23 protein-coding genes and 1 tRNA gene are annotated in these 23,032 nt (G+C 67.1%); 14 read left to right on the top strand and 10 right to left on the bottom strand.

Annotation, left to right across the window (positions count from 1 at the left end):
- Positions 1-95: 95 nt before the first annotated feature.
- Positions 96-1,265, top strand: coding sequence for an alpha/beta hydrolase (locus AAG816_RS05640; RefSeq protein WP_341988565.1), 1,170 nt, complete (start codon positions 96-98; stop codon positions 1,263-1,265).
- 43 nt (positions 1,266-1,308) lie between these two features.
- Here AAG816_RS05640 and epmA read toward each other — a convergent pair whose 3' ends face one another.
- The gene (gene epmA / locus AAG816_RS05635; protein ID WP_341988564.1) at positions 1,309-2,370 is read right to left on the bottom strand and encodes an EF-P lysine aminoacylase EpmA; all 1,062 of its coding nucleotides are present in this window, start codon (positions 2,368-2,370) and stop codon (positions 1,309-1,311) included.
- A 135-nt stretch (positions 2,371-2,505) separates the two neighbouring features.
- Here epmA and efp point away from each other — a divergent pair, with 135 nt between their 5' ends.
- The 3 genes from efp (at position 2,506) to mutL (ending at position 5,674) form a co-directional block, all read left to right on the top strand.
- Positions 2,506-3,075: an elongation factor P gene (gene efp, locus AAG816_RS05630; RefSeq protein WP_341988563.1), complete on the top strand. Its 570-nt coding sequence runs from the start codon at positions 2,506-2,508 to the stop codon at positions 3,073-3,075.
- Positions 3,076-3,230: 155 nt separating this feature from the next.
- Entirely contained in the window at positions 3,231-3,647 is a 417-nt protein-coding gene (locus tag AAG816_RS05625; RefSeq protein WP_341988561.1) for a response regulator, read from the top strand.
- 137 nt (positions 3,648-3,784) lie between these two features.
- On the top strand, positions 3,785-5,674 hold the full coding sequence (gene mutL, locus AAG816_RS05620; protein WP_341988560.1) for a DNA mismatch repair endonuclease MutL: 1,890 nt from the start codon (positions 3,785-3,787) through the stop codon (positions 5,672-5,674).
- A 15-nt stretch (positions 5,675-5,689) separates the two neighbouring features.
- Here mutL and rsmD read toward each other — a convergent pair whose 3' ends face one another.
- Positions 5,690-6,241: a 16S rRNA (guanine(966)-N(2))-methyltransferase RsmD gene (rsmD, locus tag AAG816_RS05615; RefSeq protein ID WP_341988559.1), complete on the bottom strand. Its 552-nt coding sequence runs from the start codon at positions 6,239-6,241 to the stop codon at positions 5,690-5,692.
- Positions 6,242-6,244: 3 nt separating this feature from the next.
- Positions 6,245-8,203 (bottom strand): pseudouridine synthase, encoded by a 1,959-nt coding sequence (locus AAG816_RS05610; protein ID WP_341988558.1) that lies wholly within the window; start codon positions 8,201-8,203, stop codon positions 6,245-6,247.
- 105 nt (positions 8,204-8,308) lie between these two features.
- Between AAG816_RS05610 and AAG816_RS05605 the strand changes: the two genes are divergently transcribed.
- Together AAG816_RS05605 and AAG816_RS05600 are read left to right on the top strand one after the other, a co-directional pair.
- Complete coding sequence (locus tag AAG816_RS05605; protein ID WP_341988557.1) at positions 8,309-8,737, top strand: nucleoside deaminase; 429 nt, start codon at positions 8,309-8,311, stop codon at positions 8,735-8,737.
- A gap of 130 nt (positions 8,738-8,867) precedes the next feature.
- Positions 8,868-9,431, top strand: a complete 564-nt coding sequence (locus tag AAG816_RS05600; RefSeq protein ID WP_341988556.1) for a DUF4337 domain-containing protein — start codon at positions 8,868-8,870, stop codon at positions 9,429-9,431.
- Positions 9,432-9,465: 34 nt separating this feature from the next.
- On the opposite strand, the gene AAG816_RS05595 is transcribed toward AAG816_RS05600, so the two are convergent.
- Positions 9,466-10,368: an alpha/beta hydrolase gene (locus tag AAG816_RS05595; protein WP_341988555.1), complete on the bottom strand. Its 903-nt coding sequence runs from the start codon at positions 10,366-10,368 to the stop codon at positions 9,466-9,468.
- Positions 10,369-10,437: 69 nt separating this feature from the next.
- Positions 10,438-11,139 carry a lipoyl(octanoyl) transferase LipB gene (gene lipB / locus AAG816_RS05590; protein WP_341988554.1) on the bottom strand — a complete coding sequence of 234 codons (702 nt, stop codon included), beginning with the start codon at positions 11,137-11,139 and terminating at the stop codon, positions 10,438-10,440.
- Positions 11,140-11,308: 169 nt separating this feature from the next.
- Here lipB and AAG816_RS05585 point away from each other — a divergent pair.
- Positions 11,309-11,393, top strand: a tRNA-Leu gene (locus AAG816_RS05585).
- A 262-nt stretch (positions 11,394-11,655) separates the two neighbouring features.
- Here the strand turns inward: AAG816_RS05585 and AAG816_RS05580 are convergent.
- The 3 genes from AAG816_RS05580 to AAG816_RS05570 all read right to left on the bottom strand — a co-directional run bounded on the left by AAG816_RS05580 (position 11,656) and on the right by AAG816_RS05570 (position 14,279).
- The gene (locus AAG816_RS05580) at positions 11,656-11,799 is read right to left on the bottom strand and encodes a hypothetical protein (RefSeq protein ID WP_341988553.1); all 144 of its coding nucleotides are present in this window, start codon (positions 11,797-11,799) and stop codon (positions 11,656-11,658) included.
- 363 nt (positions 11,800-12,162) lie between these two features.
- Positions 12,163-13,392, bottom strand: a complete 1,230-nt coding sequence (locus AAG816_RS05575; protein WP_341988552.1) for a polysaccharide deacetylase family protein — start codon at positions 13,390-13,392, stop codon at positions 12,163-12,165.
- A gap of 101 nt (positions 13,393-13,493) precedes the next feature.
- Positions 13,494-14,279: a polysaccharide deacetylase family protein gene (locus tag AAG816_RS05570; RefSeq protein ID WP_341988686.1), complete on the bottom strand. Its 786-nt coding sequence runs from the start codon at positions 14,277-14,279 to the stop codon at positions 13,494-13,496.
- Between the two features lie 105 nt (positions 14,280-14,384).
- Between AAG816_RS05570 and mgtE the strand changes: the two genes are divergently transcribed.
- The 4 genes from mgtE (at position 14,385) to AAG816_RS05550 (ending at position 20,317) form a co-directional block, all read left to right on the top strand.
- The gene (gene mgtE / locus AAG816_RS05565; RefSeq protein ID WP_341988551.1) at positions 14,385-15,791 is read left to right on the top strand and encodes a magnesium transporter; all 1,407 of its coding nucleotides are present in this window, start codon (positions 14,385-14,387) and stop codon (positions 15,789-15,791) included.
- A gap of 192 nt (positions 15,792-15,983) precedes the next feature.
- Positions 15,984-18,131 carry an EAL domain-containing protein gene (locus AAG816_RS05560; RefSeq protein WP_341988550.1) on the top strand — a complete coding sequence of 716 codons (2,148 nt, stop codon included), beginning with the start codon at positions 15,984-15,986 and terminating at the stop codon, positions 18,129-18,131.
- A 130-nt stretch (positions 18,132-18,261) separates the two neighbouring features.
- Positions 18,262-19,434, top strand: a complete 1,173-nt coding sequence (locus AAG816_RS05555) for an isovaleryl-CoA dehydrogenase (RefSeq protein ID WP_341988549.1) — start codon at positions 18,262-18,264, stop codon at positions 19,432-19,434.
- A gap of 61 nt (positions 19,435-19,495) precedes the next feature.
- The gene (locus tag AAG816_RS05550) at positions 19,496-20,317 is read left to right on the top strand and encodes a YdcF family protein (RefSeq protein WP_341988548.1); all 822 of its coding nucleotides are present in this window, start codon (positions 19,496-19,498) and stop codon (positions 20,315-20,317) included.
- A gap of 13 nt (positions 20,318-20,330) precedes the next feature.
- Here the strand turns inward: AAG816_RS05550 and AAG816_RS05545 are convergent, their stop codons facing one another.
- Entirely contained in the window at positions 20,331-20,621 is a 291-nt protein-coding gene (locus AAG816_RS05545) for a DUF3253 domain-containing protein (RefSeq protein WP_341988547.1), read from the bottom strand.
- A 173-nt stretch (positions 20,622-20,794) separates the two neighbouring features.
- Here AAG816_RS05545 and AAG816_RS05540 point away from each other — a divergent pair, with 173 nt between their 5' ends.
- From AAG816_RS05540 to AAG816_RS05530, 3 genes are all read left to right on the top strand, one after another.
- Complete coding sequence (locus tag AAG816_RS05540; protein WP_341988546.1) at positions 20,795-20,920, top strand: hypothetical protein; 126 nt, start codon at positions 20,795-20,797, stop codon at positions 20,918-20,920.
- Between the two features lie 74 nt (positions 20,921-20,994).
- Entirely contained in the window at positions 20,995-21,681 is a 687-nt protein-coding gene (locus tag AAG816_RS05535; RefSeq protein ID WP_341988545.1) for a glutathione S-transferase family protein, read from the top strand.
- Positions 21,682-21,873: 192 nt separating this feature from the next.
- Positions 21,874-22,311 carry a DUF1489 domain-containing protein gene (locus tag AAG816_RS05530; RefSeq protein WP_341988544.1) on the top strand — a complete coding sequence of 146 codons (438 nt, stop codon included), beginning with the start codon at positions 21,874-21,876 and terminating at the stop codon, positions 22,309-22,311.
- A 166-nt stretch (positions 22,312-22,477) separates the two neighbouring features.
- Here AAG816_RS05530 and AAG816_RS05525 read toward each other — a convergent pair.
- Positions 22,478-23,032 (bottom strand): methyl-accepting chemotaxis protein (locus AAG816_RS05525; protein WP_341988543.1); only part of this gene is annotated, 555 nt, incomplete at its 5' end.

Below are 23,032 nucleotides of genomic sequence, written 5' to 3'. Positions count from 1 at the left end.
TCTGTCGGTCCGAGGGCATTGGTGTGTTGGTAGTCTGGTCCCTTTTTAACCGCCCGGACCGTGCGCCCGGACGAAGTGGGCGCGAAGGCCTGTCCATGAATTGCGTGCCCGCCATCTCGCGCTTGGCCCGCGCCGCCCTGTTTGGGACCTTGCTATTCGTCTCGGGCTGTGCGGATCGGCCGGGCCCGGATGTGCTGGTGCCGTTGCAGGCGGAGGCGGTCGGAGCGCGGCAGCACGTGGTGCTGGTGGCGACCACCCGGGCACGGGACAGCAGGCCAGGCACCTTTTTCAGCGGCGAGCGCAGCTCGGGCATCGATTTTGCGACAGTGAAGATCAGCGTCCCGCCCTCGCACGTACAAGGCGCCATCGAATGGCCCAAGCAGGGCGCCGGCAATCCGGCCACGGACTTCGTGGTCCAGGAAGCCATCTATCAGGACAATGAGAAGCAGTTCCTCGGCGATCTCAATGCCCAATTGGTCAAGCTGCCGGTGGGCCAGCGCAAGGTCCTGATCTTCGTCCACGGCTACAACACCATGTTCTCCGAGGCGCTCTACCGCCTCACCCAGATCGCCGACGATTCGGAGATCAAGGGCGTGCCGATCCTGTTTTCCTGGGCCTCACGCGGGAAGACGGAAGACTATGTCTATGACAACAACAGCGCCACCGCCGCCCGCGACAGCCTGGAACAGACGCTGATGCTGGCTTCAGCCAGCAATGCGGAGGAGATCACCATCCTCGCCCACTCCATGGGCAACTGGGTCACGGTGGAGGCGCTGCGGCAGATGAAGATCGCCGGCCGCGGCATTCCGCCGAACCGCATCGGCAATGTGATTCTGGCAGCCCCCGACATCGACGTGGATGTGTTCAAGTCGCAGCTCAAGCGCTTCGGCAAGCCGGCGAAACCGTTCATCGTCATCGTGTCGCGCGACGACAAGGCTCTCGGTTTCTCCGACCTGATCGCCGGAGGCAAGACGCGGCTTGGCGCCTATTCCAACGATGCGGAACTGGTGGAACTGGGAGCCGTGGTCATTGACCTGACCAACGTGAAGGCCATGGATGGCATGAACCACGGCAAGTTCGCCCAGATCATCGGCATGGGCTCGAAAATGCGCGAGGCCGTGGCGCGGGACGCGGCCGCCAACGGCGGGGTGCTGCCCGAGACCATCTCCGTGGACGGGATGCAGATCAGCGGGGCGGAGCGCATGCGCCAACTCACGTCGACGTCCCAGGGCAAGTCCGCGGCGGCGACGCCTGCATCGCAATGATCGTATCGCCGGCGGGACGTCCGCCGGCGACTGCCCCATCCCGCTAGGCCACGGGCGCCCAGAGGACATCCTCGATCCGGCGCGCGCCGGTGGCGAGCATCACCAGGCGATCAAGGCCCAGCGCCGCCCCGCTGGCCGGCGGCATCTGGCCGAGGGCCGAGAGGAAATCCTCGTCCAGCGGATAGCGCTCGCCATAAAGCCGTGCCTTCTCGTCCATTTCCACCTCGAACCGTCGGCGCTGTTCCTCCGCATCGGTGAGTTCGCCGAAGGCGTTGGCCAGCTCCAATCCGCAGGCATAAAGCTCGAACCGCTCCGCCACGCGCGGATCCCCCGGCTTGGGGCGGGCGAGTGCGGCTTCGCTGCTGGGATATTCGCACAGGAGGGTGGGGCGCCCATGGCCCAGATGCGGCTCGATCCGCTCCACCAGAACCCGCGAGAACACATCCGCCCAGGTGTCGTCCACCGCCACCCGGATGCCAGCTTGCGCCGCGGCGTGCGCGAATGGAGCCACCTCCGGTTCCAGACCGGCCGGGCTGAGATGGGGCTCCAGGGAAAAGCCGGCGTAGCGCGCGAAGGCGTCCACCAGCGTCAGCCGTTCCGGCGCCTGGAATGGATCGCAGGAGACGCCGCGAAACTGGAACATCGACACGCCGCCGGCGCGGGCGGCCAAGGCCAGCAGGTCCGCGCAATCGGCCATAAGCGCCTCATAGGGCGCATGGGCGCGATACCATTCCAGCATGGTGAACTCAGGGTGATGGCTGGGACCGCGTTCGCGATTGCGGAACACCTTGGCCAATTCGAAGATCCGCGTCTCGCCGGCGGCCAGCAGCTTCTTGCAGGCAAACTCGGGCGAGGTGCGCAGATAGAGCGTGTCGCTGGCGGCATCGGGGGCAAGGCGCGTGGTGGCAAAGGCGTGCAGGTGCGCCTCATTTCCGGGGGAGCGCTGAAGAACGGGGGTCTCAACCTCCAGGAAGTCCTGGGCCGCGAAATGGGCGCGGATCGCCGCCGTGATGCGCGCCCGACCGAGGAGAAACGGCCGGCGGTCCGCATGGATGTCCGGCTGCCACCAGGGGGAAATTGCGGCCGCAGGGCGTGAACCGTTCACAGCGTGGCAGCCCGATGGATGGACCTTGCCGACAAAACACCGCCCCCGGACTGGCGGAAATCGCGAAGATCGCTATGTTGCGGCCCGATGAAATATTGCGGCTCGCCGCCAAAATCTGTCTGAGGAAGAGAAACCGTGGTCAAGGTCATCGCCAGCTCTCTGCGCAAGGGCAATGTCGTGGATGTGGACGACAAGCTCTACGTGGTTCTCAGTGCCGAGAACATCCACCCCGGCAAGGGCACCCCGGTCACCCAGCTGGATATGCGCCGCATCTCCGACGGCGTGAAGGTGTCCGAGCGCTATCGCACCACCGAGCAGGTGGAGCGCGCCTATGTGGAAGACCGCACCCATACCTTCCTCTATGAGGACAGCAGCGGATTCACCTTCATGAATCCGGAGAATTACGATCAGGTGACCGTGTCCAAGGAGATCCTTGGCGACATGGCGGTCTATCTTCAGGAAGGCATGGAGTGCATCGTCTCGATGCATGGCGCCAACCCCATCGCCATCGATCTGCCACAGCGCGTGACGCTGGAAATCGTCGATACCGAGCCCACCGTGAAGGGCCAGACCGCGTCGTCCTCCTATAAGCCGGCGATGCTGTCCAACGGTGTGCGCACCATGGTTCCCCCGCATGTGGCAACCGGCACCCGCGTGGTCATCATGACCGCCGACGCCTCCTACGTGGAACGCGCCAAGGACTGATGGTCGGTTCGCCGTGGCCCAGGCTGCGCTGCGCACATGAAGCTGTCCAAAAGGCCGCTTGCCGATTCGGCAGGCGGCCTTTTGCGTTCTGGGAACCCTGGCGCCGCATTCCCCGTTGGCTGTCCGGGCAGGTGGGCGGTGAAGGGTTTCAGATCATGGATATTTCCGGCAAGCGGATACTGATCGTGGAAGATGAGTTCCTGGTGGCGCTTAGCCTTCAGGACTCTCTGATGTCGCTGGGCTGTGTGGTGGTGGGGCCGGTTTCCAGTCTGCGCTCCGCGATCCATGCGGCCGAATGCGAGGCGATCGACGCGGCCATTCTCGACGTGAATCTGCGCGGCGATCTGGTGTTCCCCGCCGCCGACGTCTTGGCCGCGCGCGGTGTGCCCATGATCTTCTGCAGCGGTCACTTGGGCGACTCGCAGTTTCCGCCTCGGCACAGCGATCATCTGCGTGTGCCCAAGCCCTACACCGGCGCCCTCATGACGACCGCGTTGCGCGACCTGCTTGCCGGCCAGCCCGACGGCGAACCGAACGCGCGCCCAGGCCCGAACCCGACCTTGTCCATCTGAGGCAGGCTGCTGGAGCCCACCCCGCCAATGATGCGTGACCCGTAAACTGAGGCTGGCGCGAAAATTGCTCGTCTGAGTTGTAGTTGCCGTCAGCGGTGGTGGTTAAGATCGCGCTGTTTCGGAAGCGAATCGCCCTCATGCCCATCCGTCGCCTGCCGCCTATCCTCATCGACCGCATCGCCGCCGGCGAGGTGGTGGAGCGGCCCGCTGCGGTGGTGAAGGAAGTGCTGGAAAACGCCCTCGATGCGGGCGCCACTGCAGTGGAAATCGTGGTGGACGGCGGCGGTCGGCGGCTGATCCGTGTCACCGACAATGGCGGCGGCATGAGCCCCGACGAACTGTCGCTGGCGGTGGAGCGGCACGCCACCTCGAAATTGCCCACCGAAGATCTCCTGGCGATCTCGACCCTCGGCTTTCGCGGCGAGGCGCTGCCGTCCATCGGGTCGGTGGCCCGCCTGTCCATCGCCTCCCGACCCAACGGGGCGCCGCATGCGTTCGAGATACGTGTGGAAGGGGGCGTGCTGGAGCCGCCCCGGCCGACGCCGCTCAGCGGCGGAACGCGGGTGGAAGTCCGCGACCTGTTCTTTGCCACCCCCGCACGGCTGAAGTTCCTGAAGTCCGACCGCGCGGAAACCGCCGCGGCGGTGGATGTGGTGCGCCGCCTTGCGCTCGCACGGCCCGACGTGGCCTTCACCGTAGTGGCCGAGGAGCGCGGTCCGCTGACCTGGGCGGCGCGGGAGGACAATGAAGAGGGACGCCTCGCCCGCGTTGCCGAGGTTCTGGGCGCGGAAGCGGGGCGCAATGTGCTGGCGGTGGAGGGCGAGCGTGGGGGCGTACGCCTGAGCGGATTGGCGGGCCTGCCCACCTTCTCCAAGGCCAATTCGCTGTCGCAATTCCTGTTCGTCAACGGCCGCCCGGTGCGCGACAAATTGCTCATGGGCGCTCTGCGTGCGGCCTATTCCGATCTTCTTCCCTCCGATCGCTATCCGGTGCTGGCGCTGTTTCTCACCCTGGATCCGCGCGAGGTGGACGTGAATGTCCATCCCGCCAAGACCGAGGTGCGGTTTCGCGACGGCGGCAATGTGCGGGCGCTGCTGATTCGCACCCTCACCGACGCTCTGGCCGCGCGGCTGCCGCGCACGGCCGGCACCATGGCGGACCGTCTGGTCTCCCTGGCACGGGCACCGGAACTGGAGATGCGCGCAACCGCAGCGACACCCGCAGTGGGATGGTCGGCGCGCAGCTATGCGCCGGATCCGGCCTTGCGCGGCGGCTACGACTGGCGCGCCTCCCCCGCGCGGCCCCAGAGCGCTGACCCGGCGCCGGAGGCGGTGTTCGGGATGGCGGACCTGGGGTTTTCCGCCGGCGGGCAAGGGGTATTCGACACCGGCGCGCCGTCCGTTGATGCCCGCGCCGACCGCGCCGTGCCCGAGGCCACGGACCTGGACAAGCCGCTCGGTGCGGCACGGGCGCAATTGCACGAGACCTATATCGTCGCCCAGACCCGCGAGGGGGTGGTGCTGGTGGATCAGCACGCGGCCCATGAGCGCTTGGTCTATGAAAAGCTCAAAGGCGCGCTGGAGCGCGACGGCGTGGCGCGGCAGGGCTTGCTGGTGCCGGTGGTGGTAGATCTCGACCCCGCCGAAGCCGATCGCCTGGTGGAGCGGGCGGAGGATCTCACCGGGCTGGGGTTGGTCCTCGAATCCTTCGGTATCGGCGCAGTGCTGGTGCGCGAAGTTCCCGCCTTGCTGGCCACCGCCGACGTCACCCGCATGGTGCGCGATCTGGCCGAGCATGCGGTCGAATGGGACGACGCGCTGCCGCTGGAGCGGCGGCTGCTGCATGTGGCCGCCACCATGGCCTGCCACGGCTCCGTGCGCGCCGGGCGGCGGCTGCGGGTGGAAGAGATGAACGCCTTGCTGCGCGAGATGGAGGCCACCCCCAATTCCGGCGAGTGCAACCACGGGCGACCGACGTTCGTCACCTTGTCGCTGAAGGACGTGGAGAAACTGTTCGCCCGGCGCTGACGGGCTTATGGCCTGTCACTCGAGGTCGAGGAAGGTCACTTCGCTCTCGTCATAGCGCCGGCGCTCGATTTCCCGGAAACCAGCGGGCGGCGCGAAGGCGCCGGCCTTCTCCTCCACCACCAGCAATGCGTCGGGTGACAGCCAGCCACCGGCGCGAGCTGAGACCAGTGCCGCTTCCGCCAGCCCGTGGCCATAGGGCGGATCGCAGAACACCAGCCTATAGGGCTGACCGGGCCCCATATCGCCCAGCTTGGTGGCATCGCGGCGGAAGATCTTGGTGACGCCGGTCAGGCCGAGCGCCTCCACATTGGTTCGGATGAGGCCTCGGGCGTCCGCCGCATCCTCCACGAACAGGGCGAATGTCGCGCCGCGCGATAGCGCTTCCAGCCCGAGGGCACCGGTGCCTGCGAACAGGTCCAGCACCCGAGCCCCGTCAGCCGCATCGCCATAGGCGTGGGCGAGGACATTGAACACCGCCTCGCGCAGCCGGTCCGATGTGGGCCGCGTCGCCTTGGACGCGGGCGCCTGAATCGAGCGCCCGCGATGCTGTCCGCCGACGATCCGCACGGATCAGCCGCGGGTGCGCGGTCCGGACGGCTTGCCGCCGCCCTTGCCGCGGGGCGGGCCGCTCTTGAAGCCGCCACCCTTGGAGGGGCCGCCATCGCGCGAGCCGCCCGACTTGAAGCCGCCGGGCTTTCCGCCCGTGCTGCGGGGACGCTCGGAGCGCTCACCGCCGCCGAAGCCGACGTCCTTGCCGCCGCGCGGGCCGCTGCGGCCCATGGGCTTGGCCCCGGCGGGCCGGGGTGTGCGCTCGGTGCGCTCGCTGCGTTCGGGGCGATCACCACGGTCGGGGCGATCACTGCGGAAACCGCCGGCACCACCGGGCGCCCGAGCGGGGCGGGCGCCAGCGGGTTTTTCGAACCGGGCCGGACGATCGCCGCGCGGACGCTCACCTTCTTCCCGCGGCGGGCGCGGGCGGGCGGGGCGGCTCTGGGCGTCATCGCGCCAGGGGCTGTTGTCGGAGCGATCCACGCCTTCGGGCAGGCCGCGGGCGCGGTGCTCGGGGCCGCCCTCCCGGGGCGGACCCCGGCGGGGGGCATCGGGCCGGGCGCCGCGCGGGGCGTCATCGCGAGAGAAGCGCGGGCCGCCGGGGCCGCTGCGCGGGCGCTCGCCGGCGCTATCCGCGCGGAAGGGCCGCTTGGGCCGATCATCGCCCTCGGTCCGGCCGGTGCGGGGGCGATCCTCGCGATTGCCGCGCGGGGCGTCATCGCGGGAGAAGCGTCCGCCGCCGGGACCACTGCGGGGGCGGTCGCCGGCCCCTTCGCTGCGGAAGGAGCGCTTGGGGCCGTCGCCGCGAACGTCGCGACCACGGGCCGGGCCATCGAAGCCGGCGCCGCGGCGGGCGTCAAAGCCCCGCTCGCCTTCGGGGGTGTCGGAGCGGGGGCGGCGCGGGCCGCGTTCTTCGCCTGGAGGGGTAATTTTGCGTTCCACCTTGATTTCACGGCCACGACGGTCGGCCACAGTGCCGGCCTTGACCACTTCGCGGGTATCCGCCTGACGGCGGGAGCGGGGCGAGGCGGCGACAGCGCGCTCGGGATCTTCTTCGCGCATGGAGGGGCGACGGACGCCCCGTGCGCCGTCTTCGGCGCGGGCGCCGGGACGGCGGACCGCGCGGCCTTCGTCGGAGGCAGCAGCGCGCGGGGCAGGCCGGGGCGCTTCTTCCGGCTCGCGCTCGAACAGCGGGCCGTCGAAGTCGGCGCCGGCGGCGGCGGCGATTTCATCGCCCAGCTGGTCCCGCAGAATGCGGGTGCGGACTTCCTCGATCCCGCCTTCAGGCACGTCGCCCAATTGGAACGGGCCGTAGGAGACGCGGATCAGGCGGTTCACGGTCAGGCCAAGGGCGCCGAGCACGTTGCGCACTTCGCGATTCTTGCCTTCGCGCAGGGAGACGGTGATCCAGCAATTGGATCCCTGGACGCGATCCAGCACCGCTTCCACCGGGCCATATTCGATGCCTTCCACGGTGATGCCGCGGATGAGGCCATCCAATTGGACCTGATTGACCAGCCCCTTGGCGCGCACGCGGTAGCGGCGCAGCCAGCCGGTGTCCGGCAGTTCCAGGACGCGGGCGAGGCCACCGTCATTGGTCAGCAGCAGCAGGCCTTCGGAGGTCAGATCGAGGCGACCGACGCTGACGAGCCGCGGCAGGCTGGTGGGTAGCAACTCGAACAGGGTGGTGCGGCCTTCGGGGTCGCGGTTGGTGGTCACCACGCCCGGAGGCTTATGGTAGAGGAACAGCCGCGTGCGCTCGCGCTCGGGCAGCGGTTCGCCGTCCACCACGATCTGGTCTTCGGGGGTCACGGTGAAGGCGGGCGAGGTGAGGACGATGCCGTTGACGGACACGCGGCCATCGGTGACCCAGTCTTCGATCTCACGGCGCGAGCCGAGGCCGGCGCGGGCGATCACCTTGGCGATGCGCTCTGCCTCCTTGGGTGCAGCTTCAGGGAGTGCGCGCTTGACGCGCGGCACGCGGTTCTTGTCCTTGCGGGGAGGCGATGTTCGAGGCATGCAAGGGCGATAGCACGATATGTGCAGCGAGACGAGATCACGGGGCCTTCGGTGAGCGAGACTTTCATGCAAATGGCGCTCGCCGAGGCCCGCGCCGCCGCTGGGCGGGGCGAAGTGCCGGTCGGGGCCGTCCTGGTGCGGGGCAATCAGATGGTGGTGCGCGACGGCAATCGCACCCGTGAACTGTCCGATCCCACCGCCCATGCCGAGATGCTGGTGCTGCGCGCCGGTGCCGCCGCCATGGGGGCCGAGCGGCTGTTGTCGTGCGATCTCTATGTGACGCTGGAGCCCTGCGCCATGTGCGCCGGGGCGATTTCCTTCGCCCGCATTCGCCGGCTCTATTATGGCGCGTCCGATCCCAAGGGCGGGGCGGTGGAGAGCGGCGGACGGTTCTTCTCGCAGCCCACCTGCCATCATGCGCCTGAGGTCTATGGCGGCATTGCCGAACGGCAGGCGGCGGAAGTCCTGCGCAGTTTCTTCCAGGAACGCCGCTAGAACCCGGTCTCCTGCAACCGAAACCGAGTCCCTCTGTTTCGCCTTCCGCTTCGTCAGCGTTTCATTTCGCCGGGACGCTGTCCTATGTGGCGGCGGCGGTAACACCGTCGGCGAATCGCGGGGGAGCGGCATGGAACTGGAAATCAGCACCGAAGGCGCGGCCAAGCGGCTCAACCGGGCTGTGGCCATGACGGTGGTCATGCTGTCGGTGTTCATGGCGGTGGCCAAGATCAAGGACGACAACATCGTCCAGGCCATGCAGGCGGCCAAGACCGACATGGTGGACAGCTGGAACGAGTATCAGGCCGCCCGGCTCAAGCTCCACATGATGGAGCAGACCTCCGAGATCATCCGCATCACCTCCGGCCCCAACCTGTCTGCCGAGGTGGTGACGAAGCTGGCGGCCATCGAGGCGGAGAAGCAGCGTTACCAGGCGCGCTCGGATGCCCTGTCCACCAGGGCCAAGGGCTTCGAGGCCGTCTATGACGGGCTGAACATCCACGATGACCAGTTTGATCTGGCCGATGCGGCTTTGGCCATCTCGCTGTCTCTGGCCGCGGTGGCGGCTCTAACCGGCATGTGGATCTTGATGTTCGTGTCCTGGGGCTTCGGCGGCTTCGGCCTCGTGATGGGCCTGGCGGGCTTTGCCGGTTGGACGCTGCACCCCGACTGGCTGGTCACCCTGCTGACGTGAGGCGCCGGCCTCTACGGGCCGGCACCTCGACGCCCTATCGGGCCAGGAACGGCACAAGTGCCGCGAGCACTTCCCCGGGGGCCTCCTCGCAGACGAAATGGCCGGCCTCCACCGGCGCCCCGGATACATCCGGGGCGAAAGCGCGCCACGCCTCCAGCGGACTGGCGCCGCGCCCGGGAATCCATTTGGTGCCCCAGACCGCCAGCACCGGGCAATCAATGGTGCGACCGGCGGCGAGATCCGCCTCGTCATGCATCAGATCGATGGTGGCGCCGGCGCGGTAATCCTCGCACATGGCGCGAATGCGCTCTGGAACCTCGCAGGAGGCGCGATAGTGGGCCAGGGCCCGCGGGTCGAAGGCCGACAGATCCTTGGCCGCGGTCCAGCTGGCCAGGGTCCAATCGAAATAATAGCGCGGGTCCTTGCCGATCACCGTTTCCGGAAAGGGATGCGGCTGGGCCAGGAACATCCAATGATAGGCGGTCATGGCCCGCGCGCGGTCCATGTGGTGCCACATGGCGCTGGTGGGCAGGATGTCGAACACCGCCAATTTGTCGAGCCGGCCCGGATGGTCGAGGCCGATGCGATAGCCGACCCGGGCGCCGCGATCATGGGCGGCCACGGCGAAATGGGCGTGGCCCAGATGCTCCATCACTCGCACCATGGCCTCGCCCATGGCCCGCTTGGAGTAAGGGTCGTGGTGCGCTCCGGGCTCCGGCGCGGCGCTCCAGCCATAGCCGGGCAAGTCGGGGATGACGAGCGTGTGGGTCTTGGCCAGTTCCGGCGCCATCTTGTGCCACATGACGCCGGTCTGGGGATAGCCGTGCAACAGCAGCAGGGGCGGCCCGCTGCCGCCGGTACGGGCGAAGATGCGCCCGGCTGCGGTATCCACATAATGGGATTCAAAGCCGGGAAAGAGATCCGCAAGATCAGCCATGGGCGCCTCCCTGTTTTTGCCTTTCACCGAGGGTGGCACGGCCCGGCACCTTGCCGCTAGTCCGGCGGGCTATACCGCCACGGTGGGTCCGAAAATCTCCTCGAAGGCCACGCGCAGCACCGTGTCCACTTCGGCCATCGATACCAGCCGGCCGAGGTTGGCGAGGCTGGTGACGCCGTGTTCACGCACGCCGCAGGGGACGATGCCGTCGAAATGCGACAACTCGGGATCCACATTCAGCGAGATGCCGTGGAAGCTCACCCATTGCCGCACGCGGATGCCGATGGCGCCGATCTTGTCCTCGCCACCGGCGCGGGGCACCCATACGCCCACCCGGTCCTCCCGGCGCTCGCCGATGACGTTGAAGGCCGACAAGGTGCCGATCAGCCAGGCCTCCAGCGCGCCCACGTAGCGGCGCAGGTCGGGATCGCGGCGCTTGAGGTCCAGCATGGCATAGGCCACCCGCTGGCCGGGGCCATGATAGGTGTACTGGCCGCCACGGCCGGTCTCGAACACCGGGAAGCGGGCATCGATGAGGTCATCGGCGCGGGCGCTGGTGCCGGAGGTGTAGAGCGGGGGATGTTCCACCAGCCAGATCTGCTCAGAGGCGGTGCCAGCGGCAATGGCGGCGACCCGCGCCTCCATGGCGGCCACGGCCTCGGGATAGGCCACAGGGGCGTCGCTGACTCGCCACTCCACCGGGGGCGCCTGCGGATCCCTTGGCAGGAATGCGGTGGTGAGGGTGGAGCGGGGACGGGGGTGGACGTTCATATCGGGCTTCATCGGTCTCGGTTCGGAGGACTCGCCATCCACAGGCACATATAGAACTTCGCTGAGCCGACTGTGAGGCCTTGTGGGGCCGGATTCGATTTGCTAGACGATGCACCCCGGCGCAAGACGATCCACCTCGGATCCACCGCGCCGGTATCCCTCTCTGACTGCGGTCGTGGCGGAATTGGTAGACGCGCTACCTTGAGGTGGTAGTTGGGAGACCAGTGAAGGTTCGAGTCCTTTCGACCGCACCAGATTGGATTGAAGAAAAAAGCCCGACGGAGAGATCCGGCGGGCTTTTTTCTTGCGGCGGCTGAAGGTCCACTTCAGGCGGGACCATCGGACTTATGCGTGTGCGGCGTTTGGCGAAGGCATCGGGCGCGGCTGGCGACGCAGGGGCGAATGCGTCATCCCTCCGCACTACGCCTCTCGGCCTCCGGTCTGCTTTCGCCGCCGTTCCGGCAGCGAAAGTCAGTGATGGCCGCGCGATGAAAGGCTGGTCTTCCGCCCAACGCGTCACTGCAAGACGAAAATGTTCTCCCGCTTCCATCCGAGCGCATCGGCCCCGCTGAGGATGGATGCGGTCGACTGGTAGCTGCAGCAGATCAGCGCCTCGCCGTCGCGGCCGGCCGATGGGGCCTCCACGGGGGTACCGTCCACGCGCCGCTTCTGTTTGGCCGGGCTGCTGTCGAGGAGGCGGACGGTGCGATCCTTCTTCAGGCGGCTGCCGTTGTGTGCCCACAGGTTCAGGAATTCCAGGCCGATGCCCCAGATCGCGATTTGGCTGCGACAGTTGCCTGTGATGCACAGCCCGCACTATCTTTGCGCCATCCTGCCGGATGTCGTTTGTGCCGCCCGCTGACACCAGCAGCGCTTTCAGGCCCTCAGGGGAGGACGTTTGCAGGAACGTCGCCGGCGCAGTGCGTCAGCCCTCCGAAGGGGCATCGGTCACCGCGCCACGCATGTCATGGCCGCAGGCCATTCTCGAACTGCTTTGGTCTCCCGACCACGTGCGCGCAGGCGCTATTGCAGACCCTTGGGCAGCGAGTCGGTCCACAAGCGCGGCCAGAACTGCGTGAAGGGATTTTCCTGCGGCTCGCTCACGGTGCGCGTGCCGGCCTCGGCGGCCGGGGCAGGGGCGGCCGCCGGCAAGGGCGCGGAGGCCACCGCATCGGCGGCTGCCGGCTTCGCTGCGACCGGCTTGGGCGTCGCCGGCTTTGCCGCTGCCGGATTGGCGGCGGGCTTTGCGGCGGCGGCTGTGGCACCCGGGGCAGCCGCAGCGGGCGGCGCTGAGGCCACCGGGGTTCCGCGCGGTCCGCCCGTGGGCGTGCTGGCCATGACCCCGGGGGTGGCATTGACCACATGGACGATCTTGAAGCCGCGCGCCTTCAATTCCCGCAGCAGGCTGGGCAGCATCACCGCGGTGGAGGGCTGGATGTCGTGCAGCAGCAGAATGCCGCCGCCGCTGGCGGTGAGGCGGTCCAGCGCGCGCTTTTCCACTTCGTCCGGCTTCAGGTGCATCCAGTCGTCGGCGACCGCATCCACGCTGAAGACCGCGATGCCGTGCTCCTGGGTATAGGCTTCATAGAATTTGGTCCGCCCGAGACCGGGAAAGCGGAACCAGGGGTTTGGGGTCGCCCCAATGGGGGCCAGGGCAGCCTTCACCGAGGCAAACCCCTGCTCGATCTCTTGCAGACCCGCCTGCTGGGTGAGCTTGGGGAAGATCAGCGGGTGGGTCTGGCTGTGGGTCCCGATTGTGTGGCCCGCCTCGGACACTTTCTGCAGCACGTGGGGATAGGCGCCCGCCATCCGGCCGACGATGAAGAAGGTGGCCTTTACGCATTCATGGGCCAATGCATCCAGCACCCGGTTGGTCATGGGCGGCAGCGGTCCGTCGTCGAAGGTGAGCACCACTTCGCCTTTCTCCAGCGGCAAGGTCTGCTTGTACTGGAGGCGGCCGAGGAGCGGGCTGGTCTTGGGGTCAATGGCGATGGTGCGCGAGACGCCCAGCGCATCGGGATTTCCTGGGCAGGCCGATGGGGACGGCAGTTGCTGCGGCGCGTGGAGGCCGGCGGAGGCCGAGGCGGCCTGAAGCGGTGGCGCGACAGCGGGCTGCGCCACCGGAGTTTGCGCCGACGTCTGGGCGGTGGATGGCGGAGCCGACAATGCTGGAGAGACCTGCGCCTGCGCGCCGCCGACAACTGCCGTGCCTGCCAGTGCCGCCAGGGCGCTCGCCACGATGATGGACCGCATAAGCCGATACCTGCGTAACGCTCCCCACGGAGCGAATGCCCTCAGGCAGGCCTTTCGCCCACCCGACTCCGGTTCCGCGGCCAGCGCGAACTCGCCGACAACTAACGCACCGCTGACGAGGCGCGCGCGGGGATGATGTGGACTACCCGATAGCCCTTCGCAGCTAAGGTCCGCAAGAACGCCGGAATCATGGCCGCAGTCTGGCTCTTGGTATCGTGGAATAATATAATACCACTACCAGCGGCGTCCAGGCGTTGCAGCACCAGCGCAAGCTGCTGTTCCGGTGTCATTTTGTTCCAGTCGCTGGCCCATAAGTCCGCGCCAAAGACCGAAATGCCACGCTGCGTCAAATACGTCAGCAGCTCCGGTGTCGCTGCAAAGCCGGGAAAGCGGAAAAACGGCACCCGTGGCACCGCGCCCGCCGCGCCATAGGCGGCGAGATCATCCGCCGCCATGCCTCGGGTGATCTCCGCCTGCGCTGCCGCCTCGGGCAGGCGTGCCAGGGTCACATCGGGATGGGTCATGCTGTGATGGGCCACCGTATGGCCTTCTGCGATCTCCCGACGCACCAGTTCAGGCCGGGCTTTCGCATTCTCGCCGATCAGAAAGAAGGTGGCCCGCACACATTCGGCCTTGAGCGCGTCCAGGATGGCGGCGGTGGTGTGGGGCCAGGGGCCATCGTCAAAGGTCAGCACCACTTCGCCGGGGTTGAGGGGCAAAGTCTCGGGGAAGGATTTTGTGCCCACCCGGACGCCGGGCGGGACTTCCAACACCCGTGTCGTTCCAAGCGCATCCGGACGGCCGGCACAAGCGGCGGCGCGCGCAGCCGCCGGCAGGGAAAGGGATACCAGCAAGGCGCAAACCGCGCCGGTGACGCGCCACCGCATGAGAAGTCTCCGGCCCGAATTCGCTGCCATGGGGGTTTGCGTTCCCGGGTGCTCCCACCTAGAACGCCCCAAGCGTGCGATCAATGTGCCCCAAGGAGACGAGCTATGCGCGACGACGCCGATCTCGCCCTTGCGGAGGCTCCTGCGTTGCCGGTTCGCGACGATGACGGGCATCTCTCCTCTGCCTTTGTCGACGCCATTGAGGCCGCCATTGCGGAATCGGACCAAGAAGCGCTGCGCGCCAAGGTCCGCGACCTCCATGAGGCGGACGTCGGCGACCTGATCGAAGCGCTGGGGCCGGAGCAACGCTCCCGCCTTATCGAATTGCTGGGCAAGGACTTCGATTTTACCGCGCTGACCGAGCTGGACGAGACGGTGCGCGTGCAGATCCTGCGCCACCTGCCGCCGCGCACGGTGGCGGACGGCATCCGCGATCTGGATTCTGACGATGCGGTCTACATCCTCGAAGATCTGGATGAGGACGACAAGGCCGCGATCCTGGCCTTCATTCCCGCCCCTGAGCGCGTCGCGCTGCAGCGCTCGCTCGACTATCCCGAGGAGAGCGCCGGGCGGCGCATGCAGACGGAATTCATCGCCGTCCCGCCGTTCTGGACCGTCGGCCGTGCCATCGACTACATGCGCGAGACCGAGGATCTGCCGGAGACCTTCTACGAAATCTTCGTGGTGGACCCCGCCTACCACCTCATGGGCGCCTTGCCCCTGGACCGCCTGCTGCGGACCAAGCGCGCGGTGCTGGTCACCGCGGTGAAAAGCGAGCGCGCCCATGTGGTGAAGGCCAGTGCCGACCAGGAAGACGTCGCGCACATGTTCGAGCACTACAATCTGGTATCGGCACCGGTGGTGGACGATGCCGGCCGTCTGGTGGGGGTCATCACCGTCGACGACATCGTGGACGTGATCCAGGAAGAGGCGGACGAAGACCTGCGCGCCATGGCCGGCGTCGGCAGCGACGAGGAATTGTCCGATACGGTGGCCTATACCGCCAAGGGGCGTTTGCCCTGGCTGCTGGTGAACTTGCTGACCGCCTTTTTTGCCGCCTCGATCATCTCGCTGTTCTCCGACTCCATCGAAAAGATGGTGGCGCTGGCCGTGCTCATGCCCATCGTCGCCTCCATGGGCGGCAATGCGGGCAACCAGACCATGACGGTGGCGGTGCGCGCCCTCGCCACCAAGGACCTGGGCAGTCACAACGCCCGTCGCGTGGTGTTGCGAGAGGTGTTGGTGGGACTGGTCAATGGCTGCATTCTGGCAATTCTGCTGGGGTCGATCGCCGCGGCCTGGTTTGCCAACTGGCAGTTGGGCGGCGTGATCGCCACGGCGCTGATCATCAACATGTTTGCCGCCGGTCTGTTTGGTATCGTCATTCCCATCGTCATCAACCGCCTGAAGCTCGATCCGGCTGTGGCCTCCGGCGTGTTCGTGACGACGGTGACGGATACCGTGGGCTTCTTCGCATTCCTCGGCTTGGCCTCGCTTTGGTTTGCCGGATGATCCCGCGAGATCTCGCATGGGATAATTCATGCAAAGGTGATCGGTGAGCGCACCTTGCAGGATGTGGGTCAAACTCCGTAAAACGGTGCTGCTCGCAAGAATGCCCCATGGACTGGGCCTCCTCCGGTTTCAACGGAGATCACCATTTCAACCGTCTTGAACCCTCGCTGGAGCCGAACCACCCTCGCTGCCTTGGCTGCGATCGTTGTTGTGGCGGCGGGGCTGCTGGTATTTCTGATCGCTGCGGCGCTGCGCGCGGATGACGTGAGCGCAAACCGTGAACGCGAAATGGTCCGCGCCTTTCTGCGCGCCCATGCCACCCATATGCTTCAAGCGCTGAAGACTGCGGCGGGAGGGGCTGAGGCGACCACCGATCTGACCGGGTTGAACGCCCGCTGGTTTCTGCACACCTTCGGCCAGCCGCTGAACGACAATTACGGGTTCGAGCAAAGCTTCCTCGTGGACAGCGGTGGGCGCGTGCTCCACGGGGCCAGCCTGGGCCGGATGCTCACGCCGGAGGAGGTGGAGAAGGTCCGCCCTGCACTGGCGGAACTGGCCCGACAAGCCACGTCAAGCAAGCAAGCGGAGACCGGACTCCTGGCGCACGGGGCGCTCACGGGGGTGGCTGCGGTGCAGAAGCTGTCCCCCAAGCCCCAAGCCGACGCCGCGCCAGAGGAGGGTGGGCTGTTTGCGGTGACGGTGGACCTGCTGGACGACAACCTGTTCAACGGCCTGGGAGCGGCGTTCCGGTCCGGCGCCTTCAAGCTGGTGGAGGGCAAGGTCTCCGAAGGCAATGTGGAGGGGGGCCACAATGGCCTTCCCATGGATGATCTGGCCGACGGTCATCCGATCATGCTCACCTGGACGACCGAACGTCCCGTGCGAACCCTCCTGGCGCGCATTGCGCCGCCGGTTGCCGTGCTGTCCTCGATCCTGTTCTTGATGTGTGCGGCCTTTCTGGTCCAGGCGCGCCGGACGGCGACGGCCCTGGGTGCAAGCGAGGCGCGCGCGTTGGTGCAGGCGTCCCACGACGCGCTCACCGGCCTCGCCAATCGCGGCCACTTCATTGCGGCGCTGGAGCGGACGGTCGCTGGGCTCCGCGATGGGGAAACCCTCGCCCTGATGTACGTCGACCTCGATGGTTTCAAGGATATCAACGACACCCTCGGCCACGCCGCCGGAGACGTGCTGTTGTGCGAGGTGGCGCAGCGCTTGCGCGCATGTCTGGGGAGCGACGGGCTCGTGGCGCGTTTCGGGGGCGACGAGTTCGTTCTCATGGCCACCCCGAACGGACTTGAGCGGCTGCCGGGCCTGCTGGATGCGCTGTTGAACTGCGTGCGTCAGCCCATCGCTGTTGACGGCGCCGACCTCCTTGTGGGGGCATCCATCGGGTCCGCGGTGGCCCCCATCGACGCGGGCACCGGAGCGGAGCTGATGCGGCTCGCGGACATCGCCTTGTATCGGGCGAAGTCGGACGGGCGGGGCGGTTCGGTGCGGTTCGAGCCGTTTCTCGAGCGCGAGGTGCGCCAACGTCGAAATATCGAGATGGAACTGGCCGAGGCCATCGCCACGGATCAGTTCGCCCTGGTCTTCCAACCTCAAGTGGAAGTGGAAAGCGAGCGCATCGTCGGCTTTGAGGCGCTGCTGCGCTGGGATCATCCCCGCCGGGGGCGCCTGATGCCGGCCGATTTCCTGCCGATCGCGGAGGGCACCCAACTCATCACCCGCATCGACAATTGGGTGCTCCGCAACGCCTGCCTTCAGGCCCGTGCGTTCGGCGATGTAACGGTGGCGGTCAATATGTCACCGGTCAATCTGCGCAATCCGCAGATGAGCGACAAGGTGCTGGCCACCCTGGAGGAGACCGGATTTGATCCAAACCGGCTGGAGCTGGAGATCACCGAGAGCGCCATCATCGGTAGCGGCTCCACCGTGAACGAGGCGCTGACTCGGTTGCGTGCCCAGGGCGTGCGGCTGGCGCTGGACGATTTCGGTACCGGGCATGCGTCGCTGGTTCACGTCCGCCGCTTCCCCATCACCAAGATCAAGATCGACCGGTCCTTCATCGCCAATCTGGGCGTGGAGCGGGATGCGGCGGCGATTGTGGAATATGTGGTCCGGCTCGGACGCTCCCTTGGCATCACCCTGACCGCCGAGGGGGTGGAGACGCGCGAGCAGTTGCGCTTCCTGCGGGCGTTCGGCGCGCAACAGGCGCAGGGTTTCCTGTTCTCGCCTCCGCTTCCCCTTGCGGCGGCCGTGGCGCTGCTGGAGCAGAACCGCGCGTTGCTATCCGCGTCACGGCGGGGCGCCGGACGGGATGGCGCGCGCCATCCCACGTGAGCGGGATCGCCGTTGCAACAGACGGCGGGTTTCAACGGGGACCGGTCCCCTCTACCATCGCTCCGTCGGGGACACAGAAGCCCCGCGACGAAAACCAGCACAGGCGGCTCAGCCGCGGGAGAAGACGGGAATGATCGCCAATACGCACACGGGTTTCGATTTCGATCTCGGCGAAACCGCCGACATGCTCCGCGACACGGTGCGCGGGTTTGCCCAGGACCTCATCGCCCCCCGTGCCGAGGAGATCGACCGCTCCAACCAATTCCCCCGCGACCTGTGGCCCAAGATGGGCGAACTGGGCGTGCTGGGGCTGACGGTGGAAGAAGAATATGGCGGCTCGGGCCTTGGCTATCTGGAGCACGTGATCGCCATGGAGGAGATCAGCCGCGCCTCCGCCTCGGTGGGCTTGTCCTATGGCGCGCACTCGAACCTGTGCGTCAACCAGATCCGCCGCAATGGCAGCGAGGCGCAGAAGCGCGCATACCTGCCCAAGCTGATCTCCGGTGAGCATGTGGGCGCGCTGGCCATGTCCGAGCCCGGCGCCGGGTCGGACGTGGTGTCCATGCGCACCCGCGCCGAGAAGCAGGGCGACCGCTACATTCTCAATGGCAGCAAGATGTGGATCACCAACGGCCCCATCGCCGAGACCCTGGTGGTCTATGCCAAGACCGATCCGGCTGCGGGCGCGCGCGGCATGACCGCCTTCCTTGTGGAGAAGGGGTTCAAGGGTTTCTCCACGGCGCAGAAGCTGGACAAGCTGGGCATGCGTGGCTCCGACACCGGTGAACTGGTGTTCGAGGATTGCGAAGTGCCGGAAGAAAATGTCCTCGGCGCGGTTGGCCGTGGGGTCAATGTGCTCATGTCCGGGCTCGATTATGAGCGCGCGGTGCTGGCGGGCGGCCCCGTTGGCATCATGCAGGCGTGCATGGATATCGTTCTGCCCTATGTGCATGAGCGCAAGCAGTTCGGCCAGGCCATCGGCACGTTCCAATTGATGCAGGGCAAGCTGGCGGACATGTACGTGGCGATGAATTCCGTGCGCGCGTACGTCTATGCGGTCGCCAAGGCATGCGACCGCGGCGCAACCACCCGCGAGGATGCGGCCGGCGCCATCCTGCTGGCGGCGGAGAAAGCCACCTGGATGGCGCTGGAAGCGATCCAGACCCTCGGCGGCAATGGCTACATCAATGATTATCCCACCGGTCGGCTGCTGCGGGACGCCAAGCTCTATGAGATCGGCGCCGGCACCAGCGAGATCCGCCGGATGTTGATCGGCCGGGAGTTGTTCGACAAGACCGCGTGATCCCGCTCAGGCTTCGGGCGATCCCCCAAATGGGGTAAGACGAGGGGCTGCGGGAGGGGGCATGGATTCGTTCTTTACGGTCTCGAAGGTGGGGTGGCTGCTGGCCGCCCCGTCCAACCTCCTGGTGTTCGGCATTGTGGTCGGATTGCTGTTGCGGGTTGCGGACGTGCGCCGCCCCGCCATCGCATTGACCGGACTGTCGGTGCTGGGCGTGCTGGTGTTCGGTTTTTCGCCGGCAGCCAATTATCTCGCCTCCCCGCTGGAGGAGCGGTTTCCGCCGTTCCAGGATGACGGCAAGCCGGTGGCTGGCATCATTCTGCTGGGGGGCGCCGAGGTGCCGGATGTGGCACTGGCGCGGGGCGTGCCGGCGCTGAACGACGCGGCGGAGCGCATGGTCGCCTTCGCGGCGCTGGCCCGCCGCTATCCCGAGGCCAGGCTGGTGTTCAGCGGCGGCAGCGCCGCTTTGGAGCCGGGGGAAGCGGTGGAGGCGGACGCGGTTCGCCTCACCCTCGTGGACCTGGGCATCGACATGCAGCGGATGATCTTCGAGCGGCGCTCCCGCAACACCGCCGAGAATGCCGCCTTCACCCGGCAATTGGTGGATCCGGCGCCGGGCAGCCGGTGGCTGCTGGTGACCTCCGCCTTCCACATGCCGCGCGCGGTGGGCTGTTTCCGCGGTGCGGATTTCCCGGTGGAGGCCTATCCGGTGGACTATCGCACGGTTTCCCCACGCGCCCTCGATGGCGGCTTCACCCGCGTGGCGCAGGGGCTGGATTTAACCGACCTGGTGGCCAAGGAGTGGCTGGGCCTCCTGGCCTATTATCTCTCCGGCCGGATCCCCGCTTTGTTCCCCGCGCCCAATCCGGTGGGCGCGGCGTCCTAGCGCGTCGCCTGGACTATTCGTCCCGCGGCAGCCCGAGGCGATAGACGCCGCGGAAGGCGCTCGGGTCCACGGGCTTGCCCTTCCGGTAGATGATCAAGCGACCCTCCTGCGCGAGGCGCACCGCGACCCGGCGTACCAGGGGCAGCACCCGCTGCCAGCCGTCGCCCGTGGAGAGGGCACGGGCCGGGTCCGATGGGTCGATGGTCTTGCCGTCGCCGCGCTGGCGGGCGATGTCGAGAATGGCCTGCTCCACGTCGGTTTCTGCGGGGAGGGGGGATTGGTCGGGTGCGCGCTCGCTGGTCATAAGCCCTCCTGACATTGGGCGCGCCGCGATGCAAGCCTGGCGCATGGCTGCCATGAAAGCCTGTGGGCTGCGGCGAAGAGTCCATTGCACTTTATGCAACACTTTCTTAACTCAGTTTGCATTCGGCGCCGCAACACGGCCGCCATCGTCTGAACAGGGTTCATCATCTCATCATGAGTGTCGCAACCAACCGGTCCTGCTGGTGTTTCGCGCGTCTCGCCTTGACGGCCTTCGGCCTGGGCATCGCCATCGTCTATGTCTTCGGTGGGTTCGATCCGAATTTCATCGCGATGCGCTGACGTTAAAGGCACAATCGCCGCCGCCGCCCCGCCGCCCCGCCGCATTGACCGCCGGGGCCATAGGGGAGGTGGGATTGGCGCTTAAGCTTTTCATCGGCAACAAGACCTATTCGTCCTGGTCTCTGCGACCCTGGCTCGCGCTTTCGGCGGCGGGCCTGACGTTCGAAGAGCAAGTGGTGCCTTTGGACTGTGAGGAGTTCATCACCACACTGGCGCCCTTCCGCGCCCATGGCGCGCCCGGTCGCGTGCCGATGCTGGTGGATGGCGATGTGATCGTGTGGGAATCCCTCGCCATCATCGACTATGCCGCCGAGCGCTACCGCGATCTGGCGTTCTGGCCGGAAGATCCCCGAGCCCGCGCCATGGCTCGTTCGGTGGCGACGGAAATGCATTCCAGCTTCTCGTCCTTGCGCGGGGAACTGGCCATGAACCTCGCCCGACCGCCGGAGGCCCGCGCCATCAGTCCCGGGGCGCAAGCGGATGTGGCCCGGATCCAGAGCATTTGGACCTATGCCCGCGCGCATTTCGGCGCGGCGGGACCGTTCCTGTTCGGCGACTTCAGTGCAGCGGACGCGATGTTCGCGCCGGTGGCGACCCGGCTGCGCACTTATCAGGTGCCGCTGGACCCCGTCAGCGCCGCTTATGTGGACGCCATTTACGCCCAGCCGGATTTCGTGCGCTGGCACGCCGCCGCCTTGGCCGAGGACTGGGTGGTGGCGAAAGACGAGGTGGACTGGCCGGTGGTCAAGCGCGCCCGCTGACCGGACCTTGCCGGGCCGCGCGGTGCCTGCTTCATAGCCGCAGTGTTCTGCCGGAGCACCGCTCGGGCGTTTCTTGAAAAAAAGTGCCTTTGCGGGCGTGTCATGGCGGGCGTTTCATGGCGGGCGTGATGCGCTCAACGTACGCGGCGCATGCGCGGTCTGACCGCGTCCGGATATGTTGCAGGATCACCGATGCCGCTTCATCTGCTGAAATTGTGTGTGGGCGCCACGTCGGTTGCCGATCTCGAAGAGTGGATCGGCGAGCGTCTGGCGCAGCGGCGCGCCGCCGGACAGCCGGTGGAGCAATTCCACACCACACGCATGGTCCCCACCCGGATCGACGAATTGGTCTCCGGCGGTTCGCTCTACTGGGTCATCAAGGGCGAAGTGGCATGCCGCCAGACCCTGCTGGAGGTGCGGCCGTTTGTCGACGCGGATGGCATCCGCCGCTGCCATCTGGTGCTGGATCCCCAGGTGGTGAAGGTGGTGCCCCGGCCGTCGCGCCCGTTCCAGGGCTGGCGTTACCTCAAAGCCGCCGAAGTGCCGTCTGATCTGAATGCGGGTGGGCGTTCGGGCGACCCGCTGCCGGAGCATATGGAACGGGAATTGCGCGCACTGGGCCTGCTTTAGAGGCTCTTCGGCGGGCGGCGTCAGCGCTCGGCCTGGATCACGCTGCGCGGCTCCGGCGTAAGCAAGCTCTGGCGGCGGGCGATCGGAGCCTTACCCCGGGCGAAAAACGCGAGAAGGGCCCCGCGCCTGGCGCGGGACCCTTCGTCTGCGAGCGGCCGGGGGGGATTCAGCCAGCGCGCAGATTGGCAACCACCCGTTCCACTTCCATCTTCAGCTGCTGCGCCTGGCCGGTGAGTGAACCGGACAAGGTCATCAGCTGCGAGGAGGCCGCACCGGTCATGGTGGCGGCGCGGCCAACGCCGTTGATGTTGTCGTTCACCGTCTCGGTGCCGCGCGCCGCCTGCTGCGTATTGGTGGCGATTTCCTGGGTCGCGGCGCCCTGCTCCTCGATGGCGGCGGCAATGGCCGAGGAGGCGGTGCGGATCTGGCCGATGGTGTTGACGATCCGGTCGATGGAGGCCACCGAGCGGTTGGTCGCCTGCTGGATTTCACCGACCTTGCCGGCGATCTCTTCCGTCGCCTTGGCGGTTTGAGCGGCCAATTGCTTGACTTCCTGGGCCACCACCGCGAACCCCTTGCCCATCTCGCCGGCGCGGGCCGCCTCGATGGTGGCGTTCAAGGCCAGAAGATTGGTCTGGCTGGCGATGTTGGTGATCAGGATCACCACTTCGCCGATCTTGGCCGCCGACTGCGAGAGCTCGATGATCTCCGTCTGGGTGCG

Source organism: Azorhizobium sp. AG788 (assembly GCF_943371865.1).
Classification (GTDB): Bacteria; Pseudomonadota; Alphaproteobacteria; order Rhizobiales; family Xanthobacteraceae; genus Azorhizobium.
The sequence above is the reverse complement of the archived record's forward strand: the minus strand, read 5'-3'. Positions and strand labels throughout refer to the sequence as shown.